Source organism: Bacillus sp. 05T21 (assembly GCF_056396785.1).
On the sequence record NZ_JBFTMD010000011.1, the window covers coordinates 117,296 to 135,543 of the forward strand.

An 18,248-nucleotide genomic window follows, 5' to 3' on the forward strand; every position below is an offset into this window, starting at 1 on the left:
AAAATTTATCCACTATATTTTTTTATTTCACATAATAATTCTCAAAAAACTTCCAATAAACCAGCAGACATCTTACTTCTAAAGTTTAAACTGACAATGCTCCTTCTCAATATAAAGCTATACTACATATACATTATTGCTCTATCTCTTTTATATTACACTTAGCATACAATTCAAACACCCTTAAATAATTTTTTCATATATATATTATAGTAAAAATAATCTTCTATAAAAAGGAGTCATACTAATGAAACATACAAAATTAACCGGTCGTGTCGTCGTACCTTCAGATCCTGACTATGACGTGGCCCGAATGAATTTAAATTTAAGTATTCCAAAACTCCCTTGTATTATTGTTTTTTGCCAAAATAAAAATGATGTGTGTAACGCATTAAAATGGGCTCGTGAACGTCATATACCATTTCGCTTAAGAAGCGGACGTCATAGCTATGAAAATTTTTCTCTTTTAAATAGAGGACTTATTATTGATATAAGTGAAATGAATAGAATTACTGTTCATACAGAGAAATTAACAGCAACAATTGAGGCTGGTGCAAATCTAGGCTCTGTTTATAAGAATCTTTGGAAACATGGCGTTACAATACCAGCTGGTACAAGTGCAAGCGTTGGAATTGTTGGGCTAACACTTGGCGGCGGCATCGGTATGCTTTCACGCTTATTTGGACTAACATGTGATCAATTACTAGAAGTCGAAATGGTACAAGCATGTGGAAAGTTTGGTGCAAAAACCATTCGTGCAAATGAAAAGGAAAACCCTAGCCTGTTTTGGGCATGCCAGGGTGGTGGTGGTGGAAATTTCGGAATTGTTACTTCCTTAACTTTCCGGGTCCATCCTATAAAAAACGTCTCCATTTTCTCACTCACATGGGAATGGGAAGACTTTATTGCTGCATTTCAAGCTTGGCAAAACTGGGCACCTTATATAGATGAACGTCTCACTTCATCAATTGAATTATTCTCTAAACAACGAAATAAAATCGAGGTGAAAGGTGAATTTGTCGGCTCTCCTTCTGAACTCTATCATCTATTATCTCCTCTTCTTGAAACTGGTAATCCTTCTCTCTTTATAGATGAAGTCCCGTATATAAAGGCTGTTCAATTCTTTAATAGCGGCAATATTCCTGAAAAATTCAAACGTTCTGGTTCCTACGTATATAAACCTATCCCTCTTAAAGGTATTCAAATCTTACAATATTTTCTTTCTCATGCACCAAATAAAGATGCGAGTATTTGGCACCAATCACTCGTAGGTGCTGTAGAAAACATTTCGCCTAATGAAACAGCTTATTTCCACCGCAAGGCAATTATTGCTCAAGAATATATTACTTCTTGGAAATGCAACGATGAAGAAAATCGAAATATACGCTGGGTTAAAGATTTACGGGAAAGCTTAGATCCTTACACACTGGGAGACTATGTCAATTGGCCCGATATCGACATAAAAAATTGGCAAACTAGTTATTATGGCTCTAATTTTCAAAGGTTGCGTAAAGTGAAGACAGCATATGACCCTTGTAATGTTTTTCGTTTCCAACAAAGCATTCCTCCTTTCCATACGTAAAAAGGAAGAACAGAGTTCTGTTCTTCCTTTTTACATTGAAAATCGGTCAATTGTTTGTTTCAAGTCCGCTGCTTGCTTCTCTAAATCCTTTAATAATTGATCGATTACTACCATATTTTTAGATTGTTGCAACGTCACACGTGCCACTTCTTGTGAACCAGCTGATGTTTCCTCAGCAATTGCTGCTACAGCCTTCGTCTGTGCTCCTGTTTGATGAATGTGACTCACTTGTTCGTTCATATAGCTACTAATTTGCTTAATTGCATCGGCAACTTCCATAATACTCGATGACATTTCTTTTAAAATTAAYTCGGTAGCTGCCCCACGTTTCGCCTCTTCTTTAGCTGTTTTCACTTGCTCCGTCATTTTCAATGCGACTTGTTGCACTTCCTCTTGCATATTTCGTAATAACTGCGATATATTTCTTGCAGAATGATCGCTTTCATCAGCAAGTTTACGTACTTCTTCAGCTACAACTGCAAAGCCCCTTCCGTGCTCTCCAGCACGAGCTGCCTCAATAGAAGCATTTAATGCTAATAAATTCGTTTGACTAGCAATCTCACTCACAACAGAAACAATATGTTCTACTTGTTTCATTCGTTCTTCTAACTTCTGTACATTTTGCATCGAATCTTCATTCTCTTTTGCCAATGTTTGAATGCCTTGAATTAAAGAAGTAAAGACACGTGTACTTTGTCCTAAAGCTTGAACCATTTCTAAAGACAACTCGTCGGACTGTTTTGCTTTTTCTTCTACTTCACTCGCAATAGAGGTTGTTGTATCGACAGTTGAAACAATCGCCTGAATGGAAGCTGCTGATTGCTCGGCGCCAGAAGAAATCTCTGCAAGAGTTTCAGACACACCGCGTGCTTGCTTTGTCGCTTCCCCTGTTTGTTTTCTAATTTGCTGAACTTGATTAGTTGTATACGAAAATGTAGTATCAATATTTTTTACCATACCTCTTAAGTTCTCGAGCATCATATTAAATGCAACACTTAAAGATTTAATCTCATCATCCGTTTTTGGTAACGGGACATCTTCACGAATATCGCCATCGGCCGCCTTCCTTGCAGCCTCTTCCAATTTTCGAAGTGGTTTAATTAAAAAGATTGCTGCTCCATACGCTAAAATTCCAGACCATACTACACCTAATAACATAACGATAATATTATAGACAGTTTGACTTACATAACTTTGAAAATAATCGTATATCACGTAAATAAAAAATATGCTTGTTGAATATGTAATAAAAGCTAAAACTGTAGTAAATAGCATAAGCTGTATACGTAAACCAAAGGAAAATGTCTTCCTTTCTTTTTCCATCTCTTCTTTCCCCCTTCTTATAAGCAATATAAGTGCTACCTATATATTATTATCCATATTTTCGTTATAGAAAGATATAGAGATTTTAAAAATCATAATTCCCTTGAATATCAAATTCCGTCAAAAAAATAAAGGATTCTGACAATTTATGACTAATAACAGAAATAAGGGGAAACATTTGTAAAATATATTTTTGACTGGGGGTTTTGTATGATTCAGGTTCGAAATCTAGTAAAATCATTCGGCTCGCTTGATGTTTTAAAAGGAATTGATTTAGAAGTAAAAGAAAAAGAAGTTGTTGTTTTAATTGGTGCCAGTGGTTCCGGTAAAAGTACATTACTTCGCTGTCTTAACTTTTTAGAAATGTACGATGAAGGATCAATTCACTTACAAGGTGAGCGAATTGATCCAAAGCATTCAAATTTAAACAAAGTCCGTGAAAATGTCGGTATGGTTTTTCAGCACTTTAACCTCTTTCCTCATATGACCTCACTAGAAAACATCATAGAAGCACCTATCCATGTAAAAAAATTAGAAACAGTAAATGCAAAGGATATCGGAAATCAGCTTTTGCAAAAAGTCGGCCTACAAGATAAAGCAGATGTAACTCCCCACCTTCTTTCCGGTGGTCAAAAACAACGAATTGCGATTGCACGAGCTCTTGCTATGAATCCTAAAATTATGCTATTTGATGAACCTACCTCAGCCTTAGACCCTGAACTTGTTGGAGAAGTATTGCAAGTTATGAAAGAACTTGCTGAAGAAGGAATGACCATGATTATTGTTACTCATGAAATGAATTTCGCAAGAGATGTAGCTGATCGCGTCATATTTATGGATGACGGAAAGATTGTAGAGGACGCTCCGCCAGCACAATTCTTTTCAGCTCCATCACATGAACGAGCAAAACAATTTTTACGCAACGTTTTATAATGTAACTTCTGTTTCAAATGAAAAGAAATACATCCATACGGTGCACAACTAATTGTCCAAATAAAATATCTCAGTAACATACTTAAAACCATCCGTATGATCAATATATAGGAGGGGTTTTATGAAAAGAAAACTATTAACCATTGTTGCGAGTATTACATTATGTACATCCTTCATACTAGGAGCCTGTAGTAAGGAAAGTGCTACTACTTCTTCAAATGGTGAAAAAGAATTTCGTTATGCGATGAGTGGCTTATATAAACCTTTTAACTATAAAGAAAATGACGGAAAGCTTGCCGGTTTTGATGTGGAAATTGGTGAGGCACTTGCGAAAAAAATGAATATGAAACCCACTCCTATTACAAATCCATGGGAAACGCTAATTCAAGGTCTACAATCGAAAAAATATGATGCTATATTGGGCAGTATGGCAATTACAGAAGAACGCTTAAAAGCTGTTAGTTTCTCCAATCCTTATTATCGTTCTGGTGCCCAAATTTTTGTGGCTAAAAAGAATACATCTATCTCTTCTCCAGAAGATTTGAAAGGTAAGAAAATTGGTGTTGTAAAAGCTAGTACCTTTAAAGACCTTGTTGCAAAACATACAGATCAAATCACAGAATATGATAGCGATATTACTGCACTTATGGACTTAGAGCCTGGACGTATTGATGCAGTAATCACTGATCAAATGGTCGGTTTACGTATGATCAAAGAAGGTAAATCAAATATAAAAGAAGCTGGAAAACCATTAAATCTTGATGAAATGGGAATTGCTATTCGTAAAGATGATAAAGAAATGGTTGAGAAAGTAAATAAAGCTTTAGATGAAATCATTAAAGATGGTACGTATGAAAAGATCAGTAAAAAATGGTTTGGGCGTAATATTCTTGGAGACGAGGCAAAAACAAAGTAAGTTAGCCATTTAGAGATTTCATAAATCATGCCCCACTTTGTATGTGGATGTGGGGCACTTCATTCACTACTAAAATCCATACAATATGAGGTGACACATATGTTTGAAATTTTTATGTCTACTTATCCCACACTCTTAAAGGCTACTATTGTCACATTACAATTAACATTAACATCCCTATTACTCGGTTCACTAATTGGATTACTAGTCGCTTTCTTTCGAATCTCTAACAATAAGGTTTTAAATAGTATTGCTCATGTATATATCGCCATTATTCGTGGTACACCTTTAATTGTTCAAATTGCCATTCTCTATTTCGGTATTACATCGATTATTGTCTTCACTCCTTTTTGGGCAGGAGCAATTGCTTTAGCAATCCATAACGGTGCATATATTACTGAAATTTTCCGCGGATCCATTCAGTCCGTTGACCGTGGACAATTGGAAGCTGCTCGCTCTTTAGGGATGCCTTACCCTTTAGCGATGCGCCGGATTATATTACCACAAGCATTTCGTCTATCCCTTCCCCCTCTAGGGAACCAATTTATTATTGGATTAAAAGATTCTTCACTTGTCGCTTATGTAGGAATGTCCGAATTATGGGGATCCGGTTTATCAATTGCCGCAGGTAACTTCCAGCAATTAGATACATATATCATTGTTGGTGTATACTATCTCGCACTAGTTCTTCTATTTACTTATCTTGTTAGTCTTCTAGAAAAACGACTACAACGAAAAGAAAATAACTCTGTCCAGGTCAAGACGAAGAACAAGAAAGAAGTCTCTTTATAACAAAAAGCAAGCTCTAAGAGAGCTTGCTTTTTCATCGTAAGATATATCTATTATTGATTTACTTTTTTTATAGTCTCTTTTTCCTCTATATGTTCCTCACGATATGAAATATTATGAGGATCCAATCCATTTCCTAAAGAACCATAGAAATGCTCCCTATGCGGATCAACTAATTCACTTCCGTGATAATACACACGTGGTGTATTCCAAAGTGCTGCCAAAGCTTTTGTCATCGGCATTTCGTGATAGCGTTCCGGCCACATTTCTTTAATTTTATCTTTTACTAATGGATAGTATTTAGAACTCATAGCAGGAAACAGATGATGTTCTGTATGGTATGAGAAATTGAAATGTAAAACGTCTACCCAGCGCGGTACTGTTACTGATAAACAGTTTGCTAAAGGATCATTTACTGGAACAATAGGATTTAAGCGGTGATTTGTTGCGATATACGCCATTACAATAAAGTTAGCAATTAACAACGGAATCACGTATGCAAAGAACCACTTTGTAGGTCCCATAATAAACAATAAACTAATCCAAACTGTCCAGGGCAAAAGAAGTTGAAGCCATACAGATTTTTGATTGGATGACTTAAATTCTTTTATAAAATGAAAGAACATTCGAGTCGAATGTAACGTAAATTGAATTGTTAGTGACAGGAAACTAAAGAATGAACGTACATGAAGAGGCATGCGATATACCCAACTCAAAAACTTACTCTTTTTCAGTTTCTCAAATGTCGGCCATGCATCTGGATCATTCTCTTCATGCTGTGTGTGAACATGATGCGTTGCATTATGCCACTTTCTCCAAAGTTTTGGGCCAGTTGATAATGGCATAAATGCTATCGCACCTAAAAAATCACGAAGCCATGCCTTTCTTACAACTGTCCCATGTAAAATTTCATGTCCTAAAAATCCTAGTGAAGCAAAACATAATCCAAGAACAATTGCAATTCCTAGATTTGCCCACACATTCAATTCAAATACACCGATCGTTATTAAACCAGCCAATGCCACAAGTAAATAAGCCAGTCCACCAAATAATCGATTAGGAACTGGTTTAAATGCTTTTTTCGGCAAATGTGGTGCTACACGTGCTGCATACCACCCAAACGTATGAAGCTCCTTCATCCTTTTGCCCCTTTCTTATGCCGCGCCCCGCGCAACTTGCATATATCAATTCTTGCTTCCAGATTGATTTTACTACGTGATCCAAAAAGCATTTATCATAAGGAAAATATACTCACTCTATCGTCACTTAATTTTCGCTTTTATTATCAATGAAAAACATTTCTCTTTTTACTCTCTATCAACCTTTCCACATGATGAATCATAACAATAGAATTTCTATATTGTCAACAACTTTTATGACCTAGTAATAAAAGTTGGTTATATTTTTATAATTATACTTTATTTCACTAAAGAAAAAGCATAGATTTCATAAGGCTTTATCAGGTATATATACATATCCACTTAAACAACATAGACTCTATCTTATTCAAGAACTCTCTATGTAATCAACAAATGGAATCACTTGAATTTAGCTTTATATAAATCCTACTTCTTCATACTGCCCCAATAAAATAATTATATTAAAATATTTTTTCTTTCGTTTAGTAAGAATAGAACGCCACGAAAACAACATACATGAATTCCATATAATATGGAAATATTAAAAGGAAAATTGTTCTAATTTGGAGGTTTTCAAAATGACAGATGACACATTTCCGCAGTTACCATCATCCTATTGGATTGAATCTACTCAATTACCTACTTTTCCTCATTTATCCGAAAATATAAAGACAGAAGTTGCTGTTATCGGAGCTGGTATTACAGGCATTACCACCGCCTATTTACTCGCTAAAGAAGGAATGAAAGTCGTTTTAATTGATTCTGGTTCTGTTTTAAATGGAACAACTGGGCATACAACCGCAAAAGTAACAGCTCAACATGATCTTATTTATGATGAATTAATAAACAATTTTGGTGTTGAAAAAGCCAGGCTTTACTACGAATCAAATAGTAAAGCTCTACAATTCATAAACGAGACTGTACAAACATATAAAATCGACTGTAATTTCACAAATGAAGATTCGTATTTATATACAACTACCAATAATGGCCTGCGAAATTTAACAAAAGAATATGAAGCCTATCAAAAATTAAATATTCCTTGTGACTATGTTCAATCCCTGTCGATTCCTATTCCCGTACAATCTGCACTTGTGATGAAAAATCAAGCGCAATTCCATCCCCTCCTTTATTTAAAAACACTTTTAGAAAAGTTTGTGGAAATGGGCGGCAAAGTTTATGAGCAAACAACAGCTATTGATGTGGAAAAAGGAGATTATCCACAAGTTATTACAAAGGGTGACCATCGCATCACTTGTAAATATATTGTCTCTTGTTCACATTTTCCTTTTTATGATGCTAATAGCTTTTTCTTTACGCGAATGTACGCAGAACGCTCCTATGCCCTCGCAATAAAAGCAAAAACGGATTATCCAGGGGGCATGTATTTAAGTATCGATGATCCAAAACGCTCCATACGTTATACGACAAGCAATGGAGAAAAGTTGATATTGATTGGCGGAGAGAGCCATAAAACAGGCCAAGGAATTAATACGATGCTTCATTATGATGCACTATATTCCTTTGCTGAATCTACTTTTGGAGTAGATGAAATTCCTTATAGATGGTCAGCGCAAGATTTAATCACGCTAGATAAACTCCCTTATATCGGACATATTAACGAAAGGAATCCAAATATATTTGTGGCAACTGGATATCGTAAATGGGGAATGACAGCTGGAACTGCTGCAGCTCATTTACTGAAGGACTCCATTCTAAAAGTCCACAGCCCATATAAAGAGCTGTTTGCACCATCACGCTTTCATGCAAACCCAGATATAAAAACTTTCCTCTCTCAGAACATTGATGTTGCTAAACATTTAATTGAAGGGAAAATTGAAACCGCATTACGTAAACCAGAAGATCTTGAAGTTGGCGAGGGATCTGTTGTACATGTTAACGGTAAACGAGCAGGTGCTTATAAAGATAAAGAAGGAAAATTACATATCGTCGATACGACTTGTACACACCTCGGCTGTGAAGTTGAATGGAATAACGGTGATTGTACTTGGGATTGCCCTTGTCACGGTTCCCGTTTTTCAATTGATGGGAATGTTATGGAAGGTCCAGCAGATCAACCATTAAAGCGAGTTGATAACGAATAATTACAGATTCAGCGTGAATTTTCATTTACTCCCTTTTGTAAGAATAATCGTAACTAGCAACGTTTTCTTTATTCCTAAAACACAAAAAGAGCACAAACTCACTTGTGCTCTTTTTCATATACTTCAAACAACATATTTCGAAATAATGTATTCAAACTCTCAATATCAATCCCTAATCTCTTTTCAATATCTTTCACATATTGCTGATAATAATTAATTTGTTCTTCTAAAAATTGATTTAGCACCTCAATTTTCAATCCAACGTCCAATTCAGTACCTGCTTTTTTCTTTATTAACAACTTTTCAATTTCATTCAATACACTAGGCTCTACTGATAGTTCCATAATTAACCGGTCAAATTCTACTGGGGGCAATGTCCCTTTCTCTTCTAACCATTTACAAGCTAAAATAGGACGTAATACGTAAAAGTACTTTTTCAACTTTACATTTTCACCTTGTAAAAATTCACGATAGTTTTTTGAAGCCATATGTAAGTAATGATATATCGTTGATTTCGGATTAAAATCCTTTTCACTCATTTGCTGAAGCTGCTCTGGAAGGTTCGAGTTTTCCGAATAAAAAATCGGCGATCGAATCCATTCGAGTAACGCTGGATTTGACTTTGCAAACAGTTGCAAAGCCTTTTTAATATCCCAACCACTTATGTCTAAATCATCACTAATTGGATATTCGATTACATCACGCTTATCATGGATTGATAAATACCATTCTACAGGGTGTATATAAACAAACCTAACATCATAATCACTATCTTTCGATGGAAACCCCCACGCCCGACTCCCTGATTCCACAGCGAATAAAATTTTCACACCATTCTCTTTTTCAATTCGCTCTAGTTCTAATTCAATTTTCTCTCTCATTTCATACCATCTCCATTTTTTGATTATTTCCCTGGGAATTCGACAAATATACGACTAATTTTACTATATACCAAAACAGCTGTCAGACAATTTCTGACAGCTCAATAAAGCACCTATTTTTTATTTTCAATTACAGTAGCAGTAATTCGTTCAAACTCTTTTTGAATTTCCTCTTTATATGCATCCACTTTTGAAAAATCCATAGCAGCAATATAAATTCGTTCTAATTTATCACGAACTGATTTTGCTTTTGCTAAGAAAGACATTGCCTCATTCATTTTTGCTTTATATTGAATGGAAACGTCACGAATTTCTGTAGCATACTTCTCATCCGTCCCCGGTTTAACAATAAGAGCATACATATCTATAATCTCATCACCTTCGCGACTTGGAAAATATTCATGTGGTGCGGTACTATCAAAAATTGCAAATCCCAATTCTCTTACGATAATCATATCGAGACTATTTGGATCAAATCCACAATGATATACTTCTACTTCAAACCCTTTTTCTTCTGCTGCCTTCGATAACTTTTTAAGCATTGTTGATTTTCCAGAACCTGGGCGTCCTTTTATAAAATAACGATGTGGTAATCCTTCTGTTAAATTAGGAACAAAATCAACTGCTCCTTTCGGTGTAGCAGCTCCTAAAAAACGATGTTTCACAATCGATTGTTCTCCCTTTTTATCTGCAAATAATTTCTGAATTAGCTGTTCTGTTAGTTCATTTGCTTTATTAAAATCAATGTTATTAATATATATTTTCTCCCACTCATCATGTATAACTAACGCCTCTTTAAAACATCCGTAAGCAGATTTGAAAGCCTTGCCCGCTTCTAATACAAACCGTTCAATTTCTAACTTCTGCTTTCTTAATTTATCTGAGTCCCAAGCAACTCCTAAATTTATATACTCTTCAATAACTCCTGGCATTTTCGGCTCAATAACATGCGGTGATGTTCCATCAACAATTCCTACTTTTAATTTCGGAATAATCACTCCATCAACTGACTTATTATCAGAAGAACAATGCAAAAGTTCAATATCATATCCTTTTTCAACCCATTCACGACCTATTGCCTTAATTAAAGAAGATTTTCCCGTTCCTGGACCACCCTTTAAAATAAACAACCTATCTAGTCCTTTTAAATTCTCTTCGTATAAATTATGAAATCCTCTAGCTGTATTGCCACCAGCATAATAATTCAATACATTCCCTGTCACTGCACTCACTCCTTCGCAACAGTCTACTTACATAAGCTACAATATGCGAGCAACTTTATTTGGGTGAACACCTAATTTGTATTGCACGAAAAAAGGAAATGAATTACAATTTAAATATCACAAACATTCCGAATTTAAAACCGAATAAACCTTTATCAAGAGAGGCAGAGGGACCGGTCCTTTGAAGCCCAGCAACCTCAGTTTATGCAAACTGAATAGGTGCTAATTCCTGCAAAATGCATTGCATTTTGGAAGATAAAACTCAACTAGTATGTAAAGCTCATCTTTCTTGATTATGAAGGATGGGCTTTTTATTATTTGAAAAAAATATATTGGAGGTATGTAAAATGAAAGTAATTGATCTATCACAAACGTTTGAAAATAATATGTCTCAATTTCCTGGAACACCAAAAATCCAACTAGAAGCCATTACAAGCGTTGAAGAAACAGGTTATCAAGTTACGAATTTTCATTCTGTCGTTCATGTTGGTACGCATTGTGATGCGCCTGCTCATTTCATTTCAGGCGCAACCACTATTGATCAATTACCCCTAAATCAATTTGTAGGCGAAGCTGTCCTTATCGATGTGACTCATGTTCAAGAGCGAAAATTACCTAAGGAAGTATTACATACTGTCGACATAAAAGAAGGTGATATTGTCATTTTCCATTCCAATCTATCTAATAAATGGAATACCGAAGCTTATGAGAAAGAAGCGTTTTATCTTTCCGAAGAATTAGCTGAAGAACTAGTTCAATTAAAAGTAAAATCTGTCGGTTTAGATTTTATTTCTCCTGATGAGGTAACGACAGAAACATCACCGATTCATCACATACTGTTAGGAAATAATATTTACTTAATTGAAAACTTAACAAACTTAGATGCCATTAAAGCGAAACGATTCTTTTTCTCAGCAGCACCTTTAAAAATTAAAAATAGTGACGGTGCTTTCGCAAGGGCATTCGCTGTTATTTTTTAAACATGGTCTACAAAAAAAGCAAAGATCACTTTTGACCTTTGCTTTTATATTTTTTATTTAAGTTAAAAAAGAATTGTTCCACCCTTGGGCGTATCCAAGCTAAATAATCTTTCTCTTTCTTCTTTGTACAAGCTATCTCTTCCCCATCTACCATTCCGACAAGTTCTAGCTCTAACAGTTGCCTCGTAAATGCTAATATATTTACTTCTTCGGCCGGATACTCTTCTTTTAATTTCGCCTCAATTTCGCCCAATAAAAAACCGTCACGCATCATTGCCAATGCATCAATCCAAAGTGGCGGCATTTCATATTTTTCTCCTGTAATTATATCTTTTACAATATAATTATTTTGCTCTTTTCGAAATTGAATCGTGTGTAAACATACAGTCGAATTTAATGTTAATTCCATCATACCACCCCTTTCATCATATCTGCATAGAAAAAAGGATGCGCGTGCACCCCATCTTTTCTTTTCATAACACTACCGAACCGTTACACGAGCTAAAAGCTCTATGTCGATATTTTCCTCCATTATAAACGAAGTGTTTTATAAAAAAAACCCTTCTTGAAACATTTTATAAAATGTTTATATTTACACAACAAGAACACTTTTCTGAAAAATAATTTCGTCTACTGCACTACACTGTTGGTAAATAAATTTCCACTTTCGTTCCTATCCCCATACTACTTTCAATCGCGATACTCCCTTGATGTTCTTCAATAATTTTATATGTAATCATTAATCCAAGACCTGTACCATTCTCTTTTGTTGTATAAAAAGCTTTTCCGATCTTTTCTATTTTCTCATTTTCTATCCCAATACCTTGATCTTCAACAGAAATACACAAGTTCTCTCCAGCTTTTTCATATGCCAGAATCTGAATATCCCCGCCTCCTGGCATCGATTCAATTCCATTTTTGATGATATTTAACAACACTTGTTTTAATTGCTTGTCATCACCATTTATAACGGGTAAATTTCCATCTACTTGCAAATGAAATTTCACTTTATATTGAGTCGCATAACTTTCCATTAGCTGGACAACATATAAAAGGATTTCTCGTATATTACACCATTCATAATTTATTGGTTTCGGTTTCCCTAATAACATCAATTCACTAACAAATCCGTTAATCCTTTCAATTTCTTGTAACATAATGTCATAGCTCATCGTATCAGCAGGGTTTCTTTCTTTTTGCATTTGCGTAAACCCTTTTAAAGCTGTTAATGGATTTCGAATTTCATGAGCAATTGTTGTAGACATTGTCCCAATAACAGCTAAATTTTCCGTCTCTTTCATATTGTTCATCATCTCAACAACCGTTCTTACATAAGACTGAAATCGTTTTAACAAAGAATGTGAAATAATGAAATAGAATATACATAAAACAAGTGGAATCACAACTTTTAAATCTTGTAATATCAATGTAAAAAATACGTACTTTCCAATTACACTAAAGGAAACTAAATAAAAATATTTTCTGTTCACGAAAACCGGTGCAAATAAAATTAATAACATTTCTACCATACTACCATGTTCAAAAGCCCTATCCGTTCGCAAATAAATCATTAAATTATTAATAAGGTTGATAAACATGTAACCAAATAAAAATAAATATTTTACAGAATATACATAGCCTCTTTTTTGAAGATATATTGAAATAGGAAATAATGATATTACAAATATATATACACCTATCCCAAGGCTACCTTTTGGCCATCCTACCGTTGTTCCATTAATATTCATAGCGGGATATACAAAATAATATATAGCATCATATAAAAAGAATATAATATAAAATAATAATATAAATACCTTTAAAGCTTTTCTTTCTTCATAAATCAAGCTCTTGTATTTGTTCATATGAAAACTCCCCTTGATCGATACAAAAAAACATTTCCACTGTTATCTACTTAAATTATAAGTATGAAATTGCTTTCAGGGCAATATGTAACCTTCTAATACTAAAAGGAAGGAGATCTCCTTCCTTTTAGTCACAACTTATATCCATCTTACCCTATCATTTAGCAATCCATCTGTAAAATTATTATGTCCTACTACAAAATCCTTCATATATAAATTTAAATATTCCCCATACTTACTTTCAGTATTTAATAATAATTCTTCTACATAATAAGCGCCTTGTCCAAAAGTATCTAACAGTAAACTACATAAGCCAGCATAAATTCCACACCCTACTTGGAAGTACGTCGCATTTGTTTTATATTTTTGAAAAACTTGGCTACTATTCATTACATTATACATGTATGTCTCATTATGTTCATAAACGAGCAACACACCGACTAAATCTTCTCCTATAATATCATCTTCTGCTGGATTAAATACTTTACGATTCCAATTCCATAAATCTTCCACTTTATCTAAGTTCTGTCTAATTAAGTTTGTTGTATACTCATTGATCCGATAAAGAAAACCCACTTCCATATTAAAAGATTTCCCTAAAATTAAAACTTCTTCATGTGGCATTAAGCAACCATAAAATTCTTTTTCACCTAACTTTACTTTATACTCTGAAGCATATACATCCTCATAAAAGTAAAGTGGACGATGATGACTCATATACATAGGATAACTCCATATCGCTTCATCAAGAAAACGCTCAACTGCCCATGATGCATAAAGTGTATGAGGTTTTATAAGCTCTTTATCATTCAAAAATGAATTATCATGTTCTACAATATAGCATGCTCGCGGCTTTTCATTTGGACGTTCTTTCATAAGCTCAACAACCATCCATTGAACAACACCAGGATTCATACCTGAGCCTATAATCGCTCTTGTATTTGTAAATGTTTCTTTCTCCTTCTCAAACCTCGTATACCTTTCCGTAAGCTGAAAACCAAGTAAACTATCGTCTTGATCTACTGCCTCATTTTCCAAAGCCGAATTAATATAACAAATGCCAAGGTCATTACAACAACTCAGTACCCTAATTGTATCTGCACCTGAAACATCAATAACAACCTTCGTTCTTTTTTCCTTTAAATGATGTTTAAATTTGACTACATCTTGAAGGTTTATTTCATATAAAAAAAATTGCTCTTTCAAATTTGGAAACAACTCATCATAATAACTTTTATCTTTTTGTTTTATATCCACCAAATGGAAGTTCATATTCTTTATCACTTCATAAATTGGATCTTTTTCATTTACTACCGCTTGATTCAAAATTGCTAACACTGCTTTTGCTGCTCCACCAGCACTTCCAAGTAATGTAATCGAAAACGAATTTGGAAACTGCTCCACAAACAAAACCCCTTTAATAAAGTAGTTGAGCAGCTCTTCCTCAAAAAGTGAGTTGAATACACCAAAAGGTAGCTCGTACACCTTTAGTACAAGATTGCCCCTTCAAAGATCACACTAACATACCTATATGATATTCAATTCATTTTCCCCTCATATCCAAATCGAATTAAACAAATAGGCTCGACCTTTTCTTCCCTATATATAAAAGAAAAAGCCAGCCCTTTCAACTAGCCTACGGACAATGGACAGATTTCACATGTTGAATATTCACGTACATTTTTGCGTCACGTGCTTTTAATATTTCAATATGCCCTTCATCAATTTTCGTCATCTTTCCGATTTTATTAGATTCCTCGCCTAAATCAAACACCATAATTTTCCCTGACATTTTAATAAGCTGTTCTTCAAAAGTTCTAGCTAGAGTAATATTTAATGGATTTACGGGGAGTTCATTTTTATTGAGGGAATAAGGTACTTGGTTCTCTTTATAAGGAATTAACCACTTCAAATGCTTTAAAGATATATATACAGTTTTGTAAACAGGGCTATAAAAAACAATATAATCGTTCATCACACTTGTAACATAACCGTGTATCGGAACATTTCCTGCCACATAAATTTCTGTAAAAATCCCTTTAGATGTGATTAATACTTTTCTCAAAGAAATTGAAGGTGATTCCCTCTTAATTACAGAGTCCACACCAGGCTTTAATATTTCTTCATCATGCTCTCTTAAAAATTTATAATACTGGATATGGTATAAAGATATATATACATAGTCTTGTCCATTGTAAAGAACTACAATATCATTTCCTACATCAATTAATACACCTTTAAATCTTTTTTCACCGATTAATTTAACGTATATATTTTCTCCAATATTTTTGTTTAACTCATTCATCTATATCCTCCTTTCTATAAAATACTACTTTTCCTGCCTTCCATTTCTAAAAAAATAATCAGGGCAATGTTCTGTCTTTTAGTAGTAAGAAATTCTTTTTCATATATCGCTAATAATTGTAGCGAACTATGAAATCGTTCTTCACTTCCAATCATAATGCCCCTCTTATTTATCAAACATTATTCTTCTTCATTCTTTTTACACTTAACTACTTGATTCACACTCTTAATATGATAAATAATCACGTAAATGACTTCATCACCATTTACTAGCGTAATGCATTCATCATGTACTTCACTTAATAAACCTTCCACACACTCTGGTCCACCACGATTAACCTTTATCCACTTATACTTCAGGTCACTTAATACATCTAAAAAAGTATCTTCATCAGAATAGAAACATGAACCATAGTAATCGTCACATTTTGTTTCTTTCACTTTCTTGACTAGACTCTTCACATGTTTCAACTGATAATATACTACTTCTCCATGAGGTAATTGTAGTGTAAGGTAATCTTTCCCCAACGATAAAAGTACACCTACTCGACTTTCCGGCCCGCGCAGATTTACCTTTACATTTTCACCGACTAAACCTTTAATTTGATCACAGCATAATAGACTCTCCAATTTCATATCCTCCTTTCTTATTATCTTCCTCTTCTTGATTGTCTTTGTGCACGAGCTCGACTTGAATCATTGCTACTTTCATCACTTTTCTCATCGCTCTCTCCACATACTGATTCGTTATAACTAACACTTTTAATATGAGCTAGTGCAATTAATATAACTTCCTCTTTTATAATTAACGTTACATAATCACAAGAAACGTCTTGTAAAATGCCTTCAACTTTCTCTGGACCACCACGATTAATTTTTACCCAGCGGTATTTGAAGCTTTGAAGTAGCTTTTCAAAATCTTCTGCACAGTCATATTCCAACCAGCCACAATCATCTGTTACACAATCTTTCGTATTCTTTGTAATACTTTTCAGATGGCGAAGCTGATAGTAATAGCGCTCTCCTTTTTCATTCTTTAATACGAAGTAGTCCGTACACACTGATACTATTGTTCCTTTTTGAGATTCTGGTCCACCTCTGTTTACTCTTACATAAGATCCAATTAAATCTTTCAAAAAATCACAATGAAGTAAACTCACGAGAAAACCCCTTCCATTAATTTATAAGCTTTTGCACTGATAGTATATGTATCTGTACAGGTTATGTTCGCTATGTTTGTCCCCGCTATGAAAAAATATGCTTTTAACTAATAATACTAATCCCTATAAAATCTTCTTTCCCTTAAAGTAACTCTAGGATTTCGGATGACTTTTTCATCCCTTAATATAAAAAGCCCCCGTATTAAGATACATTTCTGCATATCTTAATACGGGGGCTTTTTATAAATTTAATCTTCGTCTTTAACATCCATATCTTCTGGAATTGGTTCATTTAATATTTCTTCCACTAACTGCTTATATTTCTCCATTTGTTCTAAATGTGTATTAAACTGTTCCTTATTTATTAAATATTGCTCTCCATCAAACAATGCACGAACTTTCTTTTGCTGAATTAAGTCTTCAACATACGATTTTGGTAATTTCAAATACTCCGCAGCCTCTTCTATCGTTATATACAATGTGTTCATTCCTTTATTATTTTTTCATATACATAATGTATCTTACTTTATTTTTGTAAACAAATAAAAAAGATTTTGTAAATACAAATTAAAAAGCAGGTAGATGCATTCCATATATTGTATAATAGTATAGTAAGTATTTTTTAAATATAGAATGGTATTACCCATTTACACAAAGGAGAGTTAACATATGGCTACTCGTCACATCATTACAATGTTAGAAAAAACATTACGAGTTGAAACAGAAAACACAATTTCTCATCTATCTAAGTCTTTATCCGATCGTATTCTTTCACAAAGTGCAGCAGTACATGAAAATAATTGTTATCATACGATTGGTGAATGGTACAAAAATCATTTCTTATTCCAACAAGATGATTTCCTTTGGGCTAAATACGTTTTCTATGATGCATATTGTGAAGCTATAAAAAAACAAGGCAATCTTACAAAACGCGTTCGTCAAATATTAGAATCATTAGCTCGACAACATGGAAAACAATATATTGTTTCTATACAAAATATTCCATTTCCTAATGAACAGACAAAAGGGACCGCATAATTTAATAATG

Annotated in this window: 19 protein-coding genes and 1 riboswitch; of the genes, 7 read left to right on the plus strand and 12 right to left on the minus strand. The window is 34.1% G+C overall.

The window, feature by feature from the left end; translation table 11 throughout:
• Positions 1 to 247 precede the first annotated feature (247 nt).
• On the plus strand, positions 248 to 1,582 hold the full coding sequence (locus tag AC1DKZ_RS19415) for an FAD-binding oxidoreductase (protein ID WP_476996871.1): 1,335 nt from the start codon (positions 248 to 250) through the stop codon (positions 1,580 to 1,582).
• A 30-nt stretch (positions 1,583 to 1,612) separates the two neighbouring features.
• Here AC1DKZ_RS19415 and AC1DKZ_RS19420 read toward each other — a convergent pair whose 3' ends face one another.
• Entirely contained in the window at positions 1,613 to 2,905 is a 1,293-nt protein-coding gene (locus tag AC1DKZ_RS19420) for a methyl-accepting chemotaxis protein (RefSeq protein ID WP_476996872.1), read from the minus strand.
• Positions 2,906 to 3,115: 210 nt separating this feature from the next.
• Between AC1DKZ_RS19420 and AC1DKZ_RS19425 the strand changes: the two genes are divergently transcribed.
• From AC1DKZ_RS19425 to AC1DKZ_RS19435, 3 genes are all read left to right on the plus strand, one after another.
• A complete protein-coding gene (locus AC1DKZ_RS19425; protein ID WP_476996873.1) occupies positions 3,116 to 3,838 on the plus strand; it encodes an amino acid ABC transporter ATP-binding protein in 723 nt (240 codons plus the stop codon).
• Between the two features lie 121 nt (positions 3,839 to 3,959).
• A complete protein-coding gene (locus AC1DKZ_RS19430; RefSeq protein WP_002091263.1) occupies positions 3,960 to 4,754 on the plus strand; it encodes an ABC transporter substrate-binding protein in 795 nt (264 codons plus the stop codon).
• 99 nt (positions 4,755 to 4,853) lie between these two features.
• Entirely contained in the window at positions 4,854 to 5,546 is a 693-nt protein-coding gene (locus AC1DKZ_RS19435; protein WP_476996874.1) for an amino acid ABC transporter permease, read from the plus strand.
• 50 nt (positions 5,547 to 5,596) lie between these two features.
• Here the strand turns inward: AC1DKZ_RS19435 and desB are convergent, their stop codons facing one another.
• Complete coding sequence (desB, locus tag AC1DKZ_RS19440; RefSeq protein ID WP_002091268.1) at positions 5,597 to 6,682, minus strand: Delta(10) desaturase DesB; 1,086 nt, start codon at positions 6,680 to 6,682, stop codon at positions 5,597 to 5,599.
• Between the two features lie 578 nt (positions 6,683 to 7,260).
• On the opposite strand from desB, the gene AC1DKZ_RS19445 reads away from it, so the two are divergent.
• Positions 7,261 to 8,787 carry an FAD-dependent oxidoreductase gene (locus AC1DKZ_RS19445; protein WP_476996875.1) on the plus strand — a complete coding sequence of 509 codons (1,527 nt, stop codon included), beginning with the start codon at positions 7,261 to 7,263 and terminating at the stop codon, positions 8,785 to 8,787.
• Between the two features lie 98 nt (positions 8,788 to 8,885).
• Here AC1DKZ_RS19445 and AC1DKZ_RS19450 read toward each other — a convergent pair whose 3' ends face one another.
• Complete coding sequence (locus AC1DKZ_RS19450; protein WP_404457597.1) at positions 8,886 to 9,668, minus strand: nucleotidyltransferase domain-containing protein; 783 nt, start codon at positions 9,666 to 9,668, stop codon at positions 8,886 to 8,888.
• Positions 9,669 to 9,781: 113 nt separating this feature from the next.
• Positions 9,782 to 10,891, minus strand: coding sequence for a PRK06851 family protein (locus AC1DKZ_RS19455; protein ID WP_476996876.1), 1,110 nt, complete (start codon positions 10,889 to 10,891; stop codon positions 9,782 to 9,784).
• A 149-nt stretch (positions 10,892 to 11,040) separates the two neighbouring features.
• A riboswitch (SAM riboswitch) is annotated at positions 11,041 to 11,153 on the plus strand.
• 85 nt (positions 11,154 to 11,238) lie between these two features.
• Between AC1DKZ_RS19455 and AC1DKZ_RS19460 the strand changes: the two genes are divergently transcribed.
• A complete protein-coding gene (locus tag AC1DKZ_RS19460; RefSeq protein ID WP_002091277.1) occupies positions 11,239 to 11,871 on the plus strand; it encodes a cyclase family protein in 633 nt (210 codons plus the stop codon).
• A gap of 25 nt (positions 11,872 to 11,896) precedes the next feature.
• Here the strand turns inward: AC1DKZ_RS19460 and AC1DKZ_RS19465 are convergent, their stop codons facing one another.
• The 8 genes from AC1DKZ_RS19465 to AC1DKZ_RS19500 all read right to left on the minus strand — a co-directional run bounded on the left by AC1DKZ_RS19465 (position 11,897) and on the right by AC1DKZ_RS19500 (position 17,688).
• A complete protein-coding gene (locus tag AC1DKZ_RS19465) occupies positions 11,897 to 12,280 on the minus strand; it encodes a hypothetical protein (protein WP_431182596.1) in 384 nt (127 codons plus the stop codon).
• Between the two features lie 229 nt (positions 12,281 to 12,509).
• The gene (locus AC1DKZ_RS19470; protein WP_431182595.1) at positions 12,510 to 13,736 is read right to left on the minus strand and encodes an ATP-binding protein; all 1,227 of its coding nucleotides are present in this window, start codon (positions 13,734 to 13,736) and stop codon (positions 12,510 to 12,512) included.
• Positions 13,737 to 13,874: 138 nt separating this feature from the next.
• On the minus strand, positions 13,875 to 15,140 hold the full coding sequence (locus AC1DKZ_RS19475) for an S-adenosylmethionine decarboxylase related protein (RefSeq protein WP_219300416.1): 1,266 nt from the start codon (positions 15,138 to 15,140) through the stop codon (positions 13,875 to 13,877).
• Between the two features lie 232 nt (positions 15,141 to 15,372).
• On the minus strand, positions 15,373 to 16,041 hold the full coding sequence (locus AC1DKZ_RS19480) for an LSm family protein (protein ID WP_002016710.1): 669 nt from the start codon (positions 16,039 to 16,041) through the stop codon (positions 15,373 to 15,375).
• Between the two features lie 14 nt (positions 16,042 to 16,055).
• Complete coding sequence (locus tag AC1DKZ_RS19485) at positions 16,056 to 16,196, minus strand: hypothetical protein (RefSeq protein ID WP_219300418.1); 141 nt, start codon at positions 16,194 to 16,196, stop codon at positions 16,056 to 16,058.
• A gap of 24 nt (positions 16,197 to 16,220) precedes the next feature.
• Positions 16,221 to 16,670 carry a spore coat protein gene (locus AC1DKZ_RS19490; RefSeq protein ID WP_113938009.1) on the minus strand — a complete coding sequence of 150 codons (450 nt, stop codon included), beginning with the start codon at positions 16,668 to 16,670 and terminating at the stop codon, positions 16,221 to 16,223.
• 20 nt (positions 16,671 to 16,690) lie between these two features.
• Entirely contained in the window at positions 16,691 to 17,200 is a 510-nt protein-coding gene (locus AC1DKZ_RS19495) for a spore coat protein (protein WP_113938010.1), read from the minus strand.
• 248 nt (positions 17,201 to 17,448) lie between these two features.
• Entirely contained in the window at positions 17,449 to 17,688 is a 240-nt protein-coding gene (locus tag AC1DKZ_RS19500) for a helix-turn-helix domain-containing protein (RefSeq protein ID WP_002010190.1), read from the minus strand.
• A gap of 181 nt (positions 17,689 to 17,869) precedes the next feature.
• On the opposite strand from AC1DKZ_RS19500, the gene AC1DKZ_RS19505 reads away from it, so the two are divergent.
• The gene (locus tag AC1DKZ_RS19505; protein ID WP_016103223.1) at positions 17,870 to 18,238 is read left to right on the plus strand and encodes a hypothetical protein; all 369 of its coding nucleotides are present in this window, start codon (positions 17,870 to 17,872) and stop codon (positions 18,236 to 18,238) included.
• Positions 18,239 to 18,248: the final 10 nt, after the last annotated feature.

Coding starts and splice junctions, on each gene's coding strand:
- AC1DKZ_RS19505 (WP_016103223.1), top strand. CDS start 17,870: ATGGCTACTCGTCACATCATTACAATGTTAGAAAAAACATTACGAGTT.
- AC1DKZ_RS19445 (WP_476996875.1), top strand. CDS start 7,261: ATGACAGATGACACATTTCCGCAGTTACCATCATCCTATTGGATTGAA.
- AC1DKZ_RS19470 (WP_431182595.1), bottom strand. CDS start 13,736: ATGAACAAATACAAGAGCTTGATTTATGAAGAAAGAAAAGCTTTAAAG.
- desB (WP_002091268.1), bottom strand. CDS start 6,682: ATGAAGGAGCTTCATACGTTTGGGTGGTATGCAGCACGTGTAGCACCA.
- AC1DKZ_RS19435 (WP_476996874.1), top strand. CDS start 4,854: ATGTTTGAAATTTTTATGTCTACTTATCCCACACTCTTAAAGGCTACT.
- AC1DKZ_RS19485 (WP_219300418.1), bottom strand. CDS start 16,196: ATGATTGGAAGTGAAGAACGATTTCATAGTTCGCTACAATTATTAGCG.
- AC1DKZ_RS19415 (WP_476996871.1), top strand. CDS start 248: ATGAAACATACAAAATTAACCGGTCGTGTCGTCGTACCTTCAGATCCT.
- AC1DKZ_RS19500 (WP_002010190.1), bottom strand. CDS start 17,688: ATGAACACATTGTATATAACGATAGAAGAGGCTGCGGAGTATTTGAAA.
- AC1DKZ_RS19450 (WP_404457597.1), bottom strand. CDS start 9,668: ATGAGAGAGAAAATTGAATTAGAACTAGAGCGAATTGAAAAAGAGAAT.
- AC1DKZ_RS19425 (WP_476996873.1), top strand. CDS start 3,116: ATGATTCAGGTTCGAAATCTAGTAAAATCATTCGGCTCGCTTGATGTT.
- AC1DKZ_RS19460 (WP_002091277.1), top strand. CDS start 11,239: ATGAAAGTAATTGATCTATCACAAACGTTTGAAAATAATATGTCTCAA.
- AC1DKZ_RS19430 (WP_002091263.1), top strand. CDS start 3,960: ATGAAAAGAAAACTATTAACCATTGTTGCGAGTATTACATTATGTACA.
- AC1DKZ_RS19480 (WP_002016710.1), bottom strand. CDS start 16,041: ATGAATGAGTTAAACAAAAATATTGGAGAAAATATATACGTTAAATTA.
- AC1DKZ_RS19465 (WP_431182596.1), bottom strand. CDS start 12,280: ATGGAATTAACATTAAATTCGACTGTATGTTTACACACGATTCAATTT.